The 16,744-nt window shown below is 65.7% G+C and carries 16 protein-coding genes, 1 pseudogene and 1 riboswitch; of the genes and pseudogenes, 8 read left to right on the top strand and 9 right to left on the bottom strand.

The window, feature by feature from the left end; all coding sequences use genetic code 11:
• Window positions 1-37: 37 nt before the first annotated feature.
• Window positions 38-115: riboswitch (SAM riboswitch) on the bottom strand.
• A gap of 110 nt (window positions 116-225) precedes the next feature.
• A complete protein-coding gene (gene hisC, locus ACT2BZ_RS02800; protein WP_457939122.1) occupies window positions 226-1,335 on the top strand; it encodes a histidinol-phosphate transaminase in 1,110 nt (369 codons plus the stop codon).
• Window positions 1,336-1,340: 5 nt separating this feature from the next.
• The gene (locus ACT2BZ_RS02795; protein ID WP_457939120.1) at window positions 1,341-2,276 is read left to right on the top strand and encodes a prephenate/arogenate dehydrogenase family protein; all 936 of its coding nucleotides are present in this window, start codon (window positions 1,341-1,343) and stop codon (window positions 2,274-2,276) included.
• A 6-nt stretch (window positions 2,277-2,282) separates the two neighbouring features.
• On the opposite strand, the gene ACT2BZ_RS02790 is transcribed toward ACT2BZ_RS02795, so the two are convergent.
• Window positions 2,283-3,266 carry a DUF2125 domain-containing protein gene (locus ACT2BZ_RS02790; protein WP_457939119.1) on the bottom strand — a complete coding sequence of 328 codons (984 nt, stop codon included), beginning with the start codon at window positions 3,264-3,266 and terminating at the stop codon, window positions 2,283-2,285.
• A gap of 123 nt (window positions 3,267-3,389) precedes the next feature.
• Here ACT2BZ_RS02790 and ACT2BZ_RS02785 point away from each other — a divergent pair, with 123 nt between their 5' ends.
• Window positions 3,390-3,953, top strand: coding sequence for a gamma-glutamylcyclotransferase (locus ACT2BZ_RS02785; protein ID WP_457939117.1), 564 nt, complete (start codon window positions 3,390-3,392; stop codon window positions 3,951-3,953).
• A gap of 64 nt (window positions 3,954-4,017) precedes the next feature.
• Window positions 4,018-4,965 (top strand): annotated as a pseudogene (locus ACT2BZ_RS02780) (aldo/keto reductase).
• Window positions 4,966-4,971: 6 nt separating this feature from the next.
• On the opposite strand, the gene ACT2BZ_RS02775 reads toward ACT2BZ_RS02780, so the two are convergent.
• The 4 genes from ACT2BZ_RS02775 to ftsE form a co-directional block, all read right to left on the bottom strand.
• Window positions 4,972-5,787 carry a lysophospholipid acyltransferase family protein gene (locus ACT2BZ_RS02775; RefSeq protein WP_457939116.1) on the bottom strand — a complete coding sequence of 272 codons (816 nt, stop codon included), beginning with the start codon at window positions 5,785-5,787 and terminating at the stop codon, window positions 4,972-4,974.
• Between the two features lie 93 nt (window positions 5,788-5,880).
• On the bottom strand, window positions 5,881-6,594 hold the full coding sequence (locus tag ACT2BZ_RS02770; protein ID WP_457939115.1) for a YdcF family protein: 714 nt from the start codon (window positions 6,592-6,594) through the stop codon (window positions 5,881-5,883).
• 49 nt (window positions 6,595-6,643) lie between these two features.
• Entirely contained in the window at window positions 6,644-7,621 is a 978-nt protein-coding gene (locus ACT2BZ_RS02765) for a cell division protein FtsX (protein ID WP_457939114.1), read from the bottom strand.
• On the bottom strand, window positions 7,614-8,273 hold the full coding sequence (gene ftsE, locus ACT2BZ_RS02760) for a cell division ATP-binding protein FtsE (RefSeq protein WP_457939112.1): 660 nt from the start codon (window positions 8,271-8,273) through the stop codon (window positions 7,614-7,616). The genes ACT2BZ_RS02765 and ftsE overlap by 8 nt, the downstream gene beginning before the upstream one ends.
• 221 nt (window positions 8,274-8,494) lie before the next feature.
• Between ftsE and ACT2BZ_RS02755 the strand changes: the two genes are divergently transcribed.
• The 3 genes from ACT2BZ_RS02755 to ACT2BZ_RS02745 are packed head-to-tail and all read left to right on the top strand — an operon-like array spanning window position 8,495 to window position 10,300.
• Complete coding sequence (locus tag ACT2BZ_RS02755; protein ID WP_457939110.1) at window positions 8,495-9,100, top strand: hypothetical protein; 606 nt, start codon at window positions 8,495-8,497, stop codon at window positions 9,098-9,100.
• Between the two features lie 10 nt (window positions 9,101-9,110).
• Window positions 9,111-9,653, top strand: coding sequence for a hypoxanthine phosphoribosyltransferase (gene hpt / locus ACT2BZ_RS02750; RefSeq protein ID WP_457939108.1), 543 nt, complete (start codon window positions 9,111-9,113; stop codon window positions 9,651-9,653).
• Window positions 9,654-9,658: 5 nt separating this feature from the next.
• Entirely contained in the window at window positions 9,659-10,300 is a 642-nt protein-coding gene (locus ACT2BZ_RS02745) for a glutathione S-transferase family protein (RefSeq protein ID WP_457939107.1), read from the top strand.
• A 50-nt stretch (window positions 10,301-10,350) separates the two neighbouring features.
• Here the strand turns inward: ACT2BZ_RS02745 and ACT2BZ_RS02740 are convergent, their stop codons facing one another.
• The 4 genes from ACT2BZ_RS02740 to argH form a co-directional block, all read right to left on the bottom strand.
• Window positions 10,351-12,939 (bottom strand): TIGR02302 family protein, encoded by a 2,589-nt coding sequence (locus ACT2BZ_RS02740; RefSeq protein ID WP_457939106.1) that lies wholly within the window; start codon window positions 12,937-12,939, stop codon window positions 10,351-10,353.
• 117 nt (window positions 12,940-13,056) lie between these two features.
• Window positions 13,057-14,322, bottom strand: coding sequence for a diaminopimelate decarboxylase (gene lysA, locus ACT2BZ_RS02735; protein WP_457939104.1), 1,266 nt, complete (start codon window positions 14,320-14,322; stop codon window positions 13,057-13,059).
• Between the two features lie 22 nt (window positions 14,323-14,344).
• A complete protein-coding gene (locus ACT2BZ_RS02730; protein WP_457939102.1) occupies window positions 14,345-14,551 on the bottom strand; it encodes a hypothetical protein in 207 nt (68 codons plus the stop codon).
• 73 nt (window positions 14,552-14,624) lie between these two features.
• On the bottom strand, window positions 14,625-16,025 hold the full coding sequence (argH, locus tag ACT2BZ_RS02725; protein WP_457941202.1) for an argininosuccinate lyase: 1,401 nt from the start codon (window positions 16,023-16,025) through the stop codon (window positions 14,625-14,627).
• Between the two features lie 29 nt (window positions 16,026-16,054).
• Between argH and tlpA the strand changes: the two genes are divergently transcribed.
• Window positions 16,055-16,744 (top strand): thiol:disulfide interchange protein TlpA, encoded by a 690-nt coding sequence (gene tlpA, locus ACT2BZ_RS02720; RefSeq protein ID WP_457939100.1) that lies wholly within the window; start codon window positions 16,055-16,057, stop codon window positions 16,742-16,744.

The following is a 16,744-nucleotide window of genomic DNA, read 5'->3' as shown; positions in this document are numbered from 1 at the left end:
CAGAACAAAAAAACCGGCTTTGCCTTCGCAAGCCGGTTACACGATGCAAACGGCCCTTTAGCGAGTTGTTTAACGTGGCTGCAAGCCGACCGGCCAAATCACCACGGATCCTGGCCGACATTTAAGCCTGACATGCTGCGGCGTCAACGGCCTCGACAATTCCGGCCCCGGCCTGTATTTCCGCACTGCCTCCGCAAGAGGTCATTTCAACGGAATTTCAAGACCATGACCGAGGCAACGCCGTCACGTCCGACACCCCGCGCGGGCATCATGGAAATCGAGGCCTACGTGCCCGGCAAGAGCGCTGCGGCGCCCGGCGTGTCGAAGATCCACAAGCTGTCGTCGAACGAAAACCCGCTTGGCGCTTCGCCGAAGGTCATCGAGGCGGTGCGCGACGTAGCCGGCAGGCTCGAATTCTATCCCGACGGTTCCGCCACGCGGCTGCGCGAGGCAATCGCCGAGCTGCACGGGCTGAACCCGGCCAACATCGTCTGCTCGAACGGGTCGGACGAGATCCTCGGCCTGCTGGCGCAGGCCTATCTGTCGCCGGGCGACGAGGCGATCTTCACCGAGCACGGCTTCCTGGTCTACAAGATCTACATCCAGGCCGCGGGGGCCACGCCGGTCAGCGTCAGGGAGAAGGGCGAGCGGGCCGACGTGGACGCCATTCTCGCCGCGGTCACGCCGAAGACGAAGATCGTCTTTCTTGCCAACCCCAACAATCCGACCGGCACCTACCTGCCGTCCGAGGAAATCCGCCGCCTGCACGCCGGCCTGCCCGGCAACGTGCTGCTGGTGCTCGACGCTGCCTATGCCGAGTATGTCCGGCGCAACGACTACGAGGCCGGCGTTGAGCTGGTCGCCGGGTCTCAGAACGCCGTCATGACGCGCACCTTCTCCAAGATCCACGGCCTTGGCGGCCTGCGGATCGGCTGGATGTACGGCCCGGCGCACATCGTCGACGCGATCAACCGCATGCGCGGGCCGTTCAACGTCAATGCCGGCGCCATAGAGGCCGGCATCGCCGCGATGCGCGATCGCGGCCATGTCGATCGCACGATCGAGCACAATGAGCGCTGGTTGCGCTGGCTGACCGAGGAAATGACGAAGCTCGGGCTGCGCGTCACCCCGAGCGTCGGCAACTTCATCCTCGTGCATTTCCCGGATGGCGAGGCCCACTCGGCTGCAAAGGCGGACGATTACCTGGCAGCGCGCGGCTACATATTGCGCCGCGTCTCCGGCTATGGCTTCCCCAATGCGCTCCGCATGACGGTCGGCACCGAAGAAGCCAATCGTGGCGTCATTGCTGCCCTCACCGAATTCCTGAAAAGCTGAGCGCGATGTCCGAACCTCTGTTTCCCAGAATCGCGCTGATCGGCATCGGCCTGATCGGCTCGTCGCTGGCGCGCGTCATCCGGCGCGAGGGTCTTGCCGGTCACGTCGCCATCGCGACGCGCAGCGCGGCCACGCTGGCGCGGGCGGAGGAACTGGGGCTCGGCGACAGCTATTCGACCAGCGCCGTCGATGCGGCGCGCGATGCGGACCTCGTCATCATCTCGGTGCCGGTCGGTTCTTCGGGTGCGGTCGCCGCGGAAATCGCGCCGGTCCTGAAGCCCGGCGCCATCGTCACCGACGTCGGCTCGACCAAGCGTTCGGTGATTTCCCAGATGGAGCCGCACATCCCGGCCGGTGTGCATTTCATTCCCGGGCACCCGCTTGCCGGTACCGAAAAGTCCGGTCCCGATTCCGGCTTTGGCGAGCTGTTCGAAAACCGCTGGTGCATCTTCACGCCGCTGCCGGACACCGATCCTGCCGCGCTGGAGCGCCTGTCAGAGTTCTGGCGCCGCTGCGGCTCCAACATCGACACGATGGACCCGGAGCACCACGACATGGTGCTCGCCATCGTCTCGCACCTGCCGCACATCATTGCCTACAACATCGTGGGAACGGCCGACGACCTCGAGACTGTCACCAAGTCCGAGGTGATCAAGTACTCGGCTTCCGGCTTTCGCGATTTTACCCGCCTTGCCGCTTCGGACCCGACCATGTGGCGCGACGTCTGCCTGCACAACAAGGACGCCATTCTCGAGATGCTGGCGCGCTTCTCGGAGGATCTCGCCTCGCTGCAACGGGCGATCCGCTGGGGCGATGGCGACAAGCTGTTCGACATGTTCACGCATACCCGCGCCGTGCGCCGGTCGATCATCGAGGCCGGCCAGGACATCGACGTGCCCGATTTCGGTCGCCAGGCGGTCGTGCACCCGCCAAAGAAGTAGCGCGGCTCAGAGCGGCGGGATATTCCCGAGCTTCACGAAGCTGATATTGGCGCGGCCCTTCTTGATGGTCAGCGGCAGCGATGGCGCGTTGCCCATGAAGGAAAGCGCCGATACGCCGGCGATGATCTCGTCGCTGTTCTCGGGGAAGGCGGCGGCCAGCACCGTCGACAGGCCGTTGGGATTGCGCACCGTGATCTTCAGATCGGCATCGATCAGCCCGTCCTCGCCGATCGAAAACGGACCGCTTATGGTCAGGCCGGTTTTCGGTCCGCTGAACAGCGATGCCTCGCGTATCGTCCCGGACTGGCCACGCAGGTTCTGGATGCCCGTGCCGACCAGGCCCACGCCATTGTCTATCGTCAGGTCGGTCTGCCCGGACAGCGGGGGCAGCGTCCGTCCATCGACGCGGGATGGGTCAACGATGAGGTTGTCGAAGCTCGTCGCGATGTCGAGGTCCTGTCCGTTCGGCCGAAGATGGGCCTGGAAATCTCCAACCGTGCCGAGCTGCTTGCCGGTGACGAGGCTCGCGGCGACGTTGCCGCCCTCGAGCGAGACGCGCTCGGGCAGCGGTTCGGCCCAGCGCACGCTGGCGCGCATGATGTCCCAGTCCAAGTTGAGCGCGCCGCTGCCGGGCGTGTCCACCATCGCCGGACCGTCGAGCTCGGCGACGAACCGGAACGGGTCGTAGATCTGCCCGGCCGAGCGGAATTCGCCTGCGGTGAAGCCGACGGCCTCAGCCGGGTCGGAAAACGAGACCCTGTCGCAATAGAGGCCCAGCCGAAAGGGAAAGCCGCGTGCGACCGGATTCTCGCAGTCGGCCGAGACGCCGTTGCTGTTCATCTTGGCGATCGTTTGCCGGGCGCTCTTCTCAAAGGCACCGGCGAGATAGTACCAGCCGGCGGTGTAGCCGGCGCACAGAACGATGACGAACACTCCCAGCCAGAAGATCCGCCGGCCGTAATTCGTCTGTTTCTCGTCCGTGACGGCCATGCTGTTCCTCGATATTCACTTCTGCACAAATTGTTGCGACGGGTCTGCCCCTGACCGGGCGCATGCGCTAACCCTCCTACGCAGGGCGGCAGCGTCCCGCGCAACATACACTGGCTAGGCGATATGGGCGATTTTTGGGTTTTTGGCTATGGCTCGCTTATGTGGCGGCCCGGATTTGCGCATGTCGAGACGCGCCGGGCGCGGCTGCACGGCTTTCGGCGCTCGCTCTGCGTCACATCCCACATCTATCGCGGCACGCCGGAGCGGCCGGGGCTGGTGCTCGGGCTCGACCGTGGCGGCTCCTGCGTCGGGATGGCTTTCCGGGTGCCCGGCGAGTTGCGCGAAGAGGTGATGACCTATCTGCGCGACCGCGAACTCGTCACCAACGTCTATATCGAACGGCACCTGCCGATTCGCCTGGAAAACGGCGGCATCGAACCGGCCGTGTCCTATGTCGTCGACCGGCGGCACCATCAGTACGCCGGCAATCTGCACGAATCGGATGCGGCCAGGATGGTCTCGGGCGCCGTGGGCCAGGCCGGCCCCAACGAGGAATACGTGCTCAACACCGTCGAGCACCTCAGGGCGCTCGGCATCCGCGACCGCTGGCTTGAGGAAGTCGGTCGGCTCGTCGCGCCGACGGCGGGCGGGCCTGCGCCGGCCGGCCTTTACGCTCGCGGCAAATGACCTAGTTTCGCCAATAGTGGTTCCGACGCGACCCAGCCGGAACCGGATCCACGGAGAATTCATCTTGCGCACACGCCGCCTCGGACGAACCGACCTTGAAATCGCCCCGCTCGTCTTCGGCGGCAATGTCTTCGGCTGGACCGCCGACGAGAAGACCTCCTTCGACCTGCTCGACCGCTTCACCGCGGCCGGGCTCAACGGCATCGACACGGCCGATTCCTACTCGCGCTGGGTCGAAGGCAATTCGGGCGGCGAATCGGAGACGATCATCGGCCGATGGATGAAGGCGCGCGGCAACCGCGACGCGGTGGTGGTCATCACCAAGGTCGGCTCCGACATGGGGCAGGGCAGGAAGGACCTGTCGGCGACCTACATCGCCAGGGCGGTCGAGGATTCGCTGAGGCGCCTGCAGACCGACAGGATCGACCTCTAGCTGTCGCACTGGCCGGACCCGACGGTCGGCTACGAGGAGACGCTAGGCGCCTACCAGCGGCTGATCGAACAGGGCAAGATCCGCCATGCCGGCGCGTCCAACCTCGATGCCGGGCAGCTGCGCGACGCGCTCGACATATCGCGCGCCAAGGGCCTGCCGCGCTACGAGGTGCTGCAGCCGGAATACAATCTCTACGACCGCGCAAGCTTCGATGGTCCTCTTCGCGACCTGTGCCTGGCCGAGGACATCGGTGTCCTCACCTATTTCAGCCTCGCAAAGGGCTTCCTCTCGGGCAAGTACCGCAGCAAGGCCGATCTCGGCAAAAGCCCGAGGGGCGGCGGCGTTGCCTCTTACCTCGACGATCGCGGCATGCGCATTCTCGGCGCGCTCGACGCCGTCTCTGCGCGGCATTCCGCGCAGCCCGCCGAGGTCGCGCTGGCCTGGGTCATTGCCAGGCCGGGCGTCACCGCCCCGATCGCCAGCGCCACGACGCTCGCGCAGACCGAGAGCCTTGTCAGGGCCGCGACGCTCGAGCTTGCGCCGGCAGACATCGCGGAACTCGACGCGGCAAGCGGCTGACTTCGCTCAGCCTGCCGGGGCCGCGTCGCGTCCCTTGCCGGCTTGCGTCAACTCCTTGAGCCGCTTCTGCGCCGTCGGGGGCAGGGGCGGGTGTCCGGGCAGCGATGCCGCCTCGACCAGCAAGGCATCGCAGGCTTCCTCAGTCTCGGCGATCAGGCGGCGCATGAATTCCTCGCGCTCGAGACCCGCCGGGATGGGCTTCAGGAAGCGCGCCTTGATCGTGCCGGGATAGCGCATGAACTTGCGGCGCGGCCACCACAGGCCCGCCACGTGCGCCACCGGGACCACCGGCAGGCCGAGCTGCGCGTAGATCTCGACGATGCCGTATTTGTAGAGCGGTTCGTCCCCCGGCGCGCGTCGCGTCCCTTCCGGGTAGATGATGAGTTGGCGGTTGTGCTCCGCCATTTCGCGCTTGGTGTCGATGACGGCCTTCTTCAGCGCGACCGAGCGCTTGCCGCGGTTCACCGGGATCATGTCCATCTTCATGATGTACCAGCCGAAAATGGGGATCCAGGTCAGCTCGCGCTTCAAGATGTAGAGCGGATCGCGCAGCGACGGCAGGAACGCGAAAGTGTCCCAGAAGGACTGGTGCTTCGGGGCGAGGATGAAGGAGCCCTCGGGCAGGTTCTCCTGGCCGGTTATCTCGCTCCTGGTGCCGACCATCTTTTCCATCAGCCAGAGATTGGTCCTGGCCCAGAATTTCGGGACAAACCAGGCGCGGTGGCGCGGCGACAGGAAATAGTAGGGAGACCAGCCGATCATCTGGACGATCAGGTTGAGGTAGAAGACGACGTTGAACGCCAGCGATCGGATGATGAGCATGGATGCAGGACCGGCAGTGAGAGCTGCTCGTTGGTTACACCAGCCGTGTCGAGAATGGAAACGCTTCGGCCGTTCGGCCGGCGGGAAGACGGATCAGTTCTGCGCGGCGGTCGCGCTCACCACCGAGAGGCCGTTCGCGGTCGGCCGCAGCGGAACGATGCCGCGCGCCAGCGCCAGCAGGTACTTGTTGTATTCGGTGAACAGCACGCGCAGCGCCGGCGGCTGCAGCCAGCGGCCTTCGTCGAGGCGCGTGTTGACGACCGGGTAGGGCTCCAGCACGGCGTTGCCGAGAAGCCGTCCCATTTCCAGCATGCTGCGCGGCATGTGGTAGTTGTTGGTGACCAGGATGATCCGGTCATAGGCGTGGCTGCGCACCCACTTTGCGCTTTCCTCGGCATTGCCGATCGTGTCGAGCGCAGCATGGTCGATGTCGACGCAGCAGGAAAACAGCTGCTTGCCGCCGCCGGTAACCGCGCTGAGGTCGTCGCGATTGGCATCCGGGTGGACACCGCTGATCAGCAGGCGCTTGCCCTTGCCGGACTTCAGGAGGTCTATCGCGGCGTCGAGGCGCGCCTGGCCGCCGGTCAGCACGATGATGGCGTCGGCCGTCTCTGGATCGTTCGGCGTGGCGAGCTGGCTGACATGGGTCGAGAAGATGGCAAAGCCGGCGAGGAACACGACGCCCGCCACCAGGACGCCAACGCCGGAAAGCCACAGGACTCGCGCGGGCCGGCGGGCTTCAGCCACGGCACCATCGTCGCGGCCCGCTTCCGTGCGGGCCAAGTCCGAATCCTGGCGTCCCTTCATCGGCTGCACTTCTAGCCCTGAATTGCGGCAATGTATGGGTTGGCTGATATCATGAGTCGGTCTGGCGTGTATCGAGGTCGGTCAGATAGGCGATGACCGTCAGATGCGAAGTCGCGGCAGTCAATATGCCAATCACCAGAACGATGAGCGCAACGCCGCCATAGCCGCTGGCGCCGATGGCGAAATTGCCGAACAGGGCGGTCGCCTGGTCTGCCTCGGGCGTTGCCAGGTTGCGGGACGACCAGAACGAAAAGACGATGAAGACGAGAACGGCCGCAAGGCCGCCAGACGCGGCGCCCTTCATGCCCGTCAGCAGGAAATGGCGGCGGAACTCGGTTGCGATGAAGCGCCCCTCGGCGCCGACGAAATGCAGCACCTCGATGATGTGGCCGTTGCCGGCCATCGCGCCGCGCGTTGCAAAGACGACCGACAGCACGGTCGCGGTCAGCATCAGCGCCAACGCCGCAACCCCGATCGTCACGGTGGTGCGCGCCATCGTCACAAGGCGGTCGACCCAGGTCCGGTGATCGTCGATGCTGGCTTCCGGCACGACGGCCGATAGCGCGATGCGCAGCCGCTCGAAATTCGGCGGATAGGCCTCGTTGAGCGTCACGATGATCAGCCGTGGCACCGGCAGTTCGTCGATGTCGAGACCGCTGCCGAGCCAGGGTTCGAGCAGGCGGGCGGTTGCCTCGCGGTCGACGATGCGCGTGCCGACGATGCCGGGAAAGCCGCCCGCGACCGCCGCCGCCTTTTCCAGCGCGGCCTCCATGTCCAGCCCCTCCGCCGGCTTGATCTGGATGGTTGCCTCGCGCGAGATCTGGTTCTCCCAGACGGCGGCCGTGTCGTGCACGAGCGTCACCGCGCCGAGCGTCAGGCATGACAGGAAGGTCATGATGGCGATGACCGAAATCAGCGCGCGGCCGGCAATGTTCTGCGCCGGCACGATCGGCGCCATGCGGCGCTGGACCCGCGGCGTGACGATCTCCTCGTGGTCGAACTCGTCCTCGGCGGTTGTGTCAGTCATAGATGTCGAGCCTTCCGCCGGACAGGATCATGCGGCGCGCGTCGACCTGTTCCATCAGGCCGAGATCGTGGGTGGCGATGACGACCGCGGTGCCCAGCCGGTTGAGCTCGATGAAGAGCCGCAGGAGCCGGCGGGCGAGCGGCGGATCGACATTGCCCGTCGGCTCGTCGGCGAGCAGGATCTGCGGCTGCTCTATTAGTGCGCGGGCGATAGCCGCACGCTGCTTTTCGCCGCCCGAGAGCACCGGCGGAAGCACATGCATGCGCTCGCCGAGACCGACCCATTTCAGGAGTTCGGTGACGTCGCTGCGGTAGCTCGCCTCCTCGCGGCCGCGCACGCGCAGCGGCAGGGCGACGTTCTCGTAGGTCGTCATGTGGTCGAGCAGGCGGAAATCCTGGAACACCACGCCGATGCGCCGCCTGATATGCGGCAGCTCGCGCCGGGTGATGCGCGCGCGGTCCTTGCCGAACACGGAGATCAGGCCGCGCGTCGGCTTGAGGGAGAGGAACAGCATGCGCAGCAGCGACGTCTTGCCGGCGCCGGAGGGACCGCTCAGAAACTGGAACGATCGCTCCGGTATCTCGAAGGAGAGATCGCGAAGAATCTCTGCCCCCATACCGTAACGCAGACCGACATTTTCGAAACGGATCAAGTGCTGGAAACCTCGACTGACGGCTCCGGAGGGCCGGACCGTTTACATTGTCCGACCATCGGACCCGCATGGTTAATCGCGGGTTAATTTGCGCTCCAGACGCGGACAAAGTCGTGAAGCGTTAACCATTTCGGTTTACCCCCAAACCGACAAGGCTCCAAAGGGTGATCGGCTGAGAAATGGCTGACGATGAAAGGCCACGCCCGGTTTCCGGCGAAATAATGACCGACGCGCCGGAAACGGCCGGATCGAGCCCTGCCGGCCAGCAGGGAAACGATATCGTCGACGCGGAATACGAGATCGTCTCCGCAAGCCCGGAACGCAAGCCCGCGCCCGCACAAGCGACTGCATCCATCGGATCGGCCGCAGCACCGCTTGCCGGCATGGAGATGCTGAGCCGCAGGAAGGCGGAGCCACAGAACGCGGTTTCGCGGCGCGGGGGCCCGGCATTCTGGGCATTCGGCGTCGGGCTGGCTCTGGCAGCCTTCTGGGTCTCCGGCGGCCACGCCCTCGTTCGCAGCGCGCCTTTCCTTGCAGCGCCACAGCAATTGCAGGCGCTGCGCATTTCCGGCGTCACGTCGCGCGTCGACGTATCAGGGCCGCGGCCGGTTCTTTTCGTTGACGGCGAGGCCGCCAATGACGGCAGTTCGGTCGAGACCCTGCCTGCGCTCGAGATCACCGTCACCGGCGACGACGGCCGAATCACCCACTACAGGTTGGGGACAGGCGACCGTCCGCTGGCGCCTGGCGAAACATTCGCCTTTTCGAGCCGCCTCGATGTGCCTAAGAACGGGGTGAAGACCGTTTCGGTCACCTTCGGCGAATAGGATCGGAAAAATGCCAGTAGTCAGGGGCAAGGACATCGAGGTCCTGTACTCCGCGTCGGCCATTGCGCGGCGCAATCTCGAACTCGCCAAGGACATCGCCGAGCGCGACTACCACGACCTGCTGGTGATCTCGATCCTCAAGGGCTCCTTCATCTTTGCGGCGGACCTCATCCGCGCCATGCACGATGTCGGCCTGTCGCCGGAAGTCGAGTTCATCTTCATCTCCAGCTATGGCGCCGGCACGACCAGCGGCGAGGTCAGGGTGCTGCGCGACATCGACAACGAGGTCGCCGGGCGCGACGTGCTCTTGATCGACGACATTCTGGAATCCGGCAAGACGCTGTCCTTTACCCGCGACCTGATGCTGTCGCGCGGCGCGAAAAGCGTCTCCATCGCCGTGCTGCTCGACAAGGCGATGCGCCGCCAGACCTCGCTCAACGCCGATCACGTCGGCTTCGATTGCCCGGATTATTTCGTGGTCGGCTACGGCATGGACGTCGCGCATGCCTTCCGCGAGCTGCCCTTCGTCGGCATCGTCAAGGGCGACGCCTGAGCCGCATGGCGCTGGAGCTGCACGGCTACCGCTACAGCGTCTATCTGCGCATCGTCGCCATGACGCTCGCCGAGAAGGGGTGCGCCTGGACGCATGTCGAGGTGAACCCCTTCGCCGACCCGGTCCCGCAGAACTATCTCGCCCTCCATCCGTTCGGGCGCGTGCCGACGCTTATCCATGACGGCTTCGTGCTCTACGAGACATCGGCGATCACCCGTTATGTGGACGAGGCCTTCGGGCCGGCGACGCTCCAGCCCTCCGATCCGCAGCAGCGGGCGCGCATGAACCAGATCGTCGCCATTGCCGATTCCTACGGCTATTGGCCGATGGTCAGGCAGGTCTTTGCCCAGCGAGTCTTTGCCCCTGCCACGGGGCAAAACGCCGACGAAGGCATGATTGCCGAGGGACTGGAAAAATCCGCACAGGTTCTGGCGGCTCTGGAAAAGCTGGCGGCCGGCGGGCCTTTCCTTGTCGGCAACACGCTGTCGCTTGCCGATCTGCATCTCGGCGCCATGATTGCCTATTTCACCGCCGCGCCGGAGGGGAGGGCCGAACTCGGCCGTCGCACCCGGCTTTCCGAATGGTGGCTTGCATTTTCTTCGTCAGCTGCGCTGCGCAAGACCGATCCCGGCCTGCCGTCGGGCTAGCCTCGCCCGCTCTCGATCTTACTGGCGACGTGCCGCGCGACAGGCGCCGACTACTTCATGTCGAGCAGCCGCTCGAGATAGTCGCGCTCGAGCTCGGGGCTCAGCGCGTTGCCGAGGCGCTTGCGGATGGCTTCCAGGATCTGGCGCGCGCGCTGCACGTCGATCTCGTCGGGCACCTTCACCGAATCGCCGAAGTCCGGACCCTGCGTGGCGCGCGGCCGGCCGAGCGGGTCGCGGTCGGCGTTCTGCTGGCGCCCGCCTTCCTGGCCGCCGCCTTCCTCGCCCTGCATGGCCTGCATCATCTGTTCCATCATGTTCTGGCCGCCCTTGCGCAGGGCCTCCAGCGCGCGACCCTGTTCGCCGACCGCGCGATCGCCTTCGCCGCGGCCGAGCGATCCTTCTGCCTCGCCCATCGCCTCGCCGGCCTCGCCAAGGCCTTCGCCCGGCTCCATGCCCATGCCTTCGAGGCTTTTCATCAGCGCTTCCAGGTCGTCCTGCAACTGTCCCTGGCCCTGCTGCAACTGCTTCAGCGCCTCGGCGAATTCCTCGGGGGTCATCGGGCGGCCCTGGCCATCCTCGCCCTGGTCGCCCTGCTGGCCCTGTTCTCCCTGCTCGCCGCCTTCACCGAACTGCTCGCTGCGGTCCTTGCCGCGCTGGCGCTGGCCGCGCTGCATCTGGTCCATGCGGAAGGTCTCGTTCATCATCTCCTGCTGGCGGCGCATGATCTCGCCGAGCTTGTCCATCTGCTGGCGCATCTCGGAGTTCTGCTGCCCGCTCTGGCCCGGATTCTGCCGCCCGGCCTGCAGGTTGTTCATCATCTCCTGCAGCTGTGCGAGCAGGTCGCGCGCCTGGTCGCGGTTGCCCGACTTGGCCAGGTTCTCGATCTGGTCCAGCATCTTCTGCAGGTCGCTCTGGCGCATCTCCTGGCCGTCGCGCGGCATCTGATCGGCCATGGAGGGGTTCTGCATGGCGCGCTCGGCGAACTCGCGCAGGAACTCGTCCATTGCCTCGCGCAGCTCTGCCATCAGCCGCTCGATCTCCTCGTCGGAGGCGTCATTCTCCAGTGCCTGCTGCAGGGCCTCCTGCGCCTGGCGCAGCCGCTTCTCCGCGGCCGACAGGTCGCCGTCCTCGATGGCCAGGGCCATCTGCCACATATAGTCGGCCACCTCACGCAGCTGGTCGTCGCTCGACGCCATCTTGAGCATGGTGCGGCCGGTCATCAGCCCGAGATAGTGCGAGGCGTTGTCGAGCGTGTCCTCGGGGCGCAGCGTGATCGCGTCAATGAGATTGAGGACGTGGCGCTTGCGGTTGGCGTCCAGCGACAGGATCTTGCGGTGCTCGACGATGGCCTTGGCCAGAGGGTTGGTGAAGGGCCGTTCCGGCAGCACGAAGGTCTTGGCCTCGCTCGTCGCCTCCTGGCCTGCCTCGTCGCGAGTCTTCAGCGTCATGATCACCGTCGAGCCTGACCATACGTGCTCGGTCAGGTCGCGCGAGGTCTTGGCTGCCGGCTCCTTGGCGTCGCGTCGCGGCAGCGTCAGCGGCATCTCCGGCGCTGCATAGAGCGGCCGTGCGTCACCGGCCGGCGGCTCGCCGAGCTCGATCACCGCCTCGGCGGAAGCTGCGCCATAGTCGTCCTCGATCTCGTAGGCGAGTTCCAGCGCGCCGTTGACCGCGCGCTTCGGCTCGTCGGCAAAACGGATCACCGGGGGCTGGTCGGGGATGACCGTGAACACCCACTGCGCCAGTTCCTGCTCACCGGATTTCAGCGAGAGGACGCCGTCGACGGTCAGCTTGGCGAAGAACTGCCGAACGGTGGACCGGCCGCCGGCCGCCGGCTTGGCGTCGGCAGCCTCTCCTGCGCCTTCCGGCATCAGGTCACGCATGGCGCCGGCGGCGTCCGTGAAGACCAGTTCCTCGGCCCCCGAGCCGCCGGTTACGCGAAGCGCCAGGTCGCTCTGCTCGGGAACGGAGAAGACCTGCTGCTCGAGGTTGCCGGTTGCGGTCAGAAACAGCGGCGGCTTGCCGGTATAGACCGGCGGCGTCACCCAGGCGTCGATGCGGGCCGGCACGGCTTCGGCGCGGGCATGGGCGCGAAAACCGTCGCCGAGGCTGCCGCCGAGCGGTCCGTGGGAGAAGGCGAAGGCGGTAATCAGCAGCAATCCGGCTACGGCGCGCAGCCCCCATGGATCGCGTTCGGGAACGCGCGTACGTGGCATGTCGCCGACGAGCCCGTCGAGGCTGGCAGCCATGCGGCGCTGGTGCTCGCGCCAGAGCGCGTCGGAAAATGCGGTATCCCGGCCACTCGGCCGGTCCGCCTGGACGAGCACCGGCGTGTGCGGCAGCCGGTTGGCGCGTTCGATGCGGCGGTCGATTTCGGCGGCGGTCGGCCTGCGGAACAGACGCAGCGGAACGAGCGCAGCCACGGCGCCGGCGGCAAGAATGACCATCAGGACCAGTCGGGCGGCGTCGGGGACTACACGCAATACGCCAAGCCAGGACAGGCTGAGGAACAGGCTTGCAACGACCAGAAATGGCAGGATCAGCGGCCAGCCACGCTCGACGGTCATCGTCGCAGCGATAGCGGCCCTTGTGCGGGCAAGCCTTCCTGAAAAAATCGTCTTGCCGTCTTCCGCCGCCATCAGCCCTTCCAGCGCGAACCGCGAAATGCGTCGCAGACCTCAGGACTCAAAGAATAGCAGCAATCGAGGCAAAGGCGAGGCGGGATAGCGAAAACGTGATCGTCCCCCACTTGCCCGCTAGAGCCAGTCGGGCAGCGAATCGAGGCCGATCAGATCGTCGTAGGCCGGCCGCGGGCGCACCACGTGGAAGCGGTCGCCGTCGACCAGGACCTCCGGCACGAGAAGGCGGGAATTGTAGGTTCCGGACTGCACCGCGCCATAGGCGCCGGCGGTGCCGAGCGCGATCAGGTCACCGGACTTCAGCCGTGGCAGCTCGCGGCCGAGCCCCAGATAGTCGCCGGTCTCGCAAACCGGCCCGACCACGTCGGCGATCATGCGCGGCGCGTCAGCCGGCTGCTGCACCACCGGGCGGATATCGTGGTAGGCCTCGTAGAGCGTCGGCCGGATCAGGTCGTTCATCGCCGCGTCGACGATCAGGAAGTTCTTCACGTCGCCTTCCTTGACGAAGATCACCTCGCTGACGAGGATTCCCGCATTGCCAACGATCAGCCGGCCCGGCTCGAACATGACCCTCACGCCGAGGCTGGTGACATGCTTCTTGACGATCGCGGCGTAGGCATCCGGCAGCGGCGGCGGGGCATTGTCCGTCCTGTAGGGAATGCCCAGGCCGCCGCCGAGATCGACATGCTCGATCGCGTGACCGTCGGCCCGCAGCGTGCCGATCAGTTCTGCGAGCAGCGCAAACGCATCGTCGAAGGGCTGCAGCTCGGTGATCTGGCTGCCGATATGCGTATCGATGCCGACCACCTTGATGCCGGGCAATCCTGCGGCCTTGCCGTAGACGGCGCGGGCGTGCTGCCAGGCGATGCCGAACTTGTTCTCCGCCTTGCCGGTGGAAATCTTGGCGTGCGTCCGGGCGTCGACATCGGGATTGATGCGCAGCGAGATGGGCGCGGTCTTGCCCAAGGCCGAGGCGCGGGCCGACAGAAGCTCGAGTTCCGGTTCGGATTCGACGTTGAAGCAGAGAATGCCGGCTTCGAGCGCGAAATCCATTTCCCGCGCCGTCTTGCCGACACCCGAGAACAGGATCCTGTCGGCGGGGATGCCGGCGGCAAGCGCGCGGCGCATCTCGCCCTCCGACACCACGTCGGCGCCGGCGCCGAGCTTTGCCAGCGTCCTCAGCACGGCCTGGTTGGAATTCGCCTTCATGGCGTAGCAGACCAGCGCGTCGAGTTCCTCGAAGGCCTTGGCAAACACCGTGTAGTGCCGCGTCAGCGTCGCTGTCGAATAGCAGTAGAAAGGCGTGCCGACCGCTGCCGCAATGGCCGGAATGGCTACGTCTTCGGCGTGCAGCACGCCGTCGCGGTAATCGAAATGGTTCACGGCAAATTCGCCTGGAAAAGTGTCAGAGCAGCGGATCGAGCAGGAAGGGCTTGTCCGTATCGGGTTGTTCAGGCTCGGGCGGGGCTGGTTCGCCTGCTTTCAGCGCATCCTTGCGCGCCTGCACCTGCGCCTCGTAGGGCGTATCGAGGCCGGCCTTGCGGCCGCAGGCCGAAGCCATTGCGACGGCCGTCAGAAGCACGAGCGTCGTGAAAATCCTGCCAGCCGTCATCGAAGCCATCCGTGCCTGAGAAAATACGTCAGCCGCTTTTAGCGAAGTTTCCGGGCCTTTGCACCCCGGCAAATCATGCCTTGGCGAGGCGCTTCTTCCAATAGCGGACCTGTTTCCTGACCTCTTTCGGCGCGGTGCCGCCGAAGCTTGTCCGGCTGTTGACCGAATTCTTCACCGACAGGACGGAGAAGATGCCGTCGGTGATGCCGGGATGGATCGACTGCAGGTCTGCCAGGCCGAGCTTCTCGAGCGGCGACTTGCGTGATTCGGCCAACGCGACGGCGCGGCCGGTAACGTGGTGCGCCTCGCGGAACGGCATGCCGAGTTCGCGCACCAGCCAGTCGGCCAGGTCGGTCGCCGTCGAATAGCCGCTACCGGCGGCGCGCTTCATGGCAGCCGTCTCGACAGTCATGTCGCGCACCATGCCGGTCATGGCGGCAAGCATCAGGTCGAGCGTCTCTGCCGCGTCGAAGACGGCTTCCTTGTCTTCCTGCATGTCCTTGGAATAGGTCAGCGGCAGGCCCTTCATCACCGTCAGCAGCGCGATCAGGTCGCCATTGATGCGCCCGGTCTTGGCGCGCACCAGTTCGGCGGCGTCCGGGTTCTTCTTCTGAGGCATGATCGACGAGCCGGTCGAGAACTGGTCGGACAGCTTGACGAAGCCGAACTGCGGCGTCGACCAGATGACGATCTCCTCGGCCAGTCGAGACAGATGCGTGGCGCAGATGGCCGACAGGCTCAGGAACTCCAGCGCAAAATCGCGGTCGGACACGGAATCGAGCGAATTGCGGGTCGGCTCGCGGAAGCCGAGCGCCTTGGCGGTCATATCGCGGTCGATCGGGAAACCTGTGCCGGCAAGGGCCGCGGCGCCGAGCGGGCTCTCGTCCATCCGCTCGATCGCGTCCCTGACGCGCGACAGGTCGCGCGAGAACATCTCGACATAGGCCATGCAATGATGGCCAAAGGTTACCGGCTGCGCGGTCTGCAGGTGGGTGAAGCCCGGCATCACGGTTGCGGCATGCTCCTCGGCGCGCTCCAGGAAGGCTGCGATCAGGCCCTTCAGCGCCTCGGCGACGCGCAGGCATTCCTGCTTCGTCCAGAGCCGGAAATCGACCGCCACCTGGTCGTTGCGCGAACGCGCCGTGTGCAGCCGCCCCGCGGCCGGCCCGATCAGTGCGGCAAGCCGCGCCTCGACATTCATGTGAATGTCCTCGAGCTTTTCGGAGAAGGCGAAGCTGCCGGCCTCGATTTCACGCAAAATCGTGTTCAGCCCGTGAGCGATTTTTTCTTGATCTTCGCCGGAGATGATGCCCGTTTCCGCAAGCATTTCGGAATGAGCGAGCGAGCCCTGGATGTCCTGCGCGTAGAGCGCCTTGTCGAAGGAAATGGAGGCGTTGATCGCCTGCATGATGGCGGCGGGACCCGAGGCAAAACGTCCGCCCCACATCTGGTTGCTGGTCTTGTCTTCGCTCATCATGATAACCGGGCGCTGGAGTTCGCTTAATGACGGATAAAAAGAAATCGCTGATGCCGGCCGGCCGCATGATCCTGATCGCGGTGCTGGCCGGTGCGCTCGCCGGCGCGGTCGCGGTATATGTCAGGACCACCCTTTCTGGCAACAACGCGCCCGGAACGCCCGTTGCCGCGGACGATACTTCGGCAGCCGATGACGCGGCCTGCGCCTTGAAGGCGGACCGTGCAAAGACCGTCGCTGCCGCCGCCACCGGCGCCGTCGCGGCCATGCTGCCCGCCGACCCGCCGCAGTCGCTGAAAGGCCTCGCCTTCGACGGGCCGGACGGCGCGCCCATGACGCTTGGCGACCATGCCGGAAAGCTGGTGCTCTTCAACCTCTGGGCGACTTGGTGCGTGCCGTGCCGCGAGGAAATGCCGGCGCTGAACACGTTGCAGAAGGACATCGGTGGCGACGCCTTCGAAGTGGTCGCGGTCAATGTCGATACCGGCGACGACACCAAGCCGAAAAAATTCCTGGCCGAGACCGGCGTCGATGCGCTCGCCTATTACCGCGACAATTCACTCGACCTGTTCAACGACGTGAAGAAGCGCGGCCTGGCGCTCGGCCTGCCGGTGACGCTGCTCGTCGACGACGAAGGCTGCCTGCTCGCCAACATGAACGGCCCGGCGGACTGGGCCAGCGACGACGCGAAGCGGTTCCTGGCTGCGGCTGGCAGCTGA

The organism is Mesorhizobium sp. 10J20-29, assembly GCF_054130485.1.
Note: the sequence above shows the minus strand (reverse complement) of the source record. Positions and strands in the feature narration are given on the sequence as shown.

What these genes read in the sequence shown, in the direction of transcription:
- hisC (WP_457939122.1), top strand. Translation starts at nt 226, where the DNA reads ATGACCGAGGCAACGCCGTCACGTCCGACACCCCGCGCGGGCATCATG.
- ACT2BZ_RS02795 (WP_457939120.1), top strand. Translation starts at nt 1,341, where the DNA reads ATGTCCGAACCTCTGTTTCCCAGAATCGCGCTGATCGGCATCGGCCTG.
- ACT2BZ_RS02790 (WP_457939119.1), bottom strand. Translation starts at nt 3,266, where the DNA reads ATGGCCGTCACGGACGAGAAACAGACGAATTACGGCCGGCGGATCTTC.
- ACT2BZ_RS02785 (WP_457939117.1), top strand. Translation starts at nt 3,390, where the DNA reads ATGGGCGATTTTTGGGTTTTTGGCTATGGCTCGCTTATGTGGCGGCCC.
- ACT2BZ_RS02775 (WP_457939116.1), bottom strand. Translation starts at nt 5,787, where the DNA reads ATGCTCATCATCCGATCGCTGGCGTTCAACGTCGTCTTCTACCTCAAC.
- ACT2BZ_RS02770 (WP_457939115.1), bottom strand. Translation starts at nt 6,594, where the DNA reads ATGAAGGGACGCCAGGATTCGGACTTGGCCCGCACGGAAGCGGGCCGC.
- ACT2BZ_RS02765 (WP_457939114.1), bottom strand. Translation starts at nt 7,621, where the DNA reads ATGACTGACACAACCGCCGAGGACGAGTTCGACCACGAGGAGATCGTC.
- ACT2BZ_RS02755 (WP_457939110.1), top strand. Translation starts at nt 8,495, where the DNA reads ATGACCGACGCGCCGGAAACGGCCGGATCGAGCCCTGCCGGCCAGCAG.
- hpt (WP_457939108.1), top strand. Translation starts at nt 9,111, where the DNA reads ATGCCAGTAGTCAGGGGCAAGGACATCGAGGTCCTGTACTCCGCGTCG.
- ACT2BZ_RS02745 (WP_457939107.1), top strand. Translation starts at nt 9,659, where the DNA reads ATGGCGCTGGAGCTGCACGGCTACCGCTACAGCGTCTATCTGCGCATC.
- ACT2BZ_RS02740 (WP_457939106.1), bottom strand. Translation starts at nt 12,939, where the DNA reads ATGGCGGCGGAAGACGGCAAGACGATTTTTTCAGGAAGGCTTGCCCGC.
- ACT2BZ_RS02730 (WP_457939102.1), bottom strand. Translation starts at nt 14,551, where the DNA reads ATGACGGCTGGCAGGATTTTCACGACGCTCGTGCTTCTGACGGCCGTC.
- argH (WP_457941202.1), bottom strand. Translation starts at nt 16,025, where the DNA reads ATGAGCGAAGACAAGACCAGCAACCAGATGTGGGGCGGACGTTTTGCC.
- tlpA (WP_457939100.1), top strand. Translation starts at nt 16,055, where the DNA reads ATGACGGATAAAAAGAAATCGCTGATGCCGGCCGGCCGCATGATCCTG.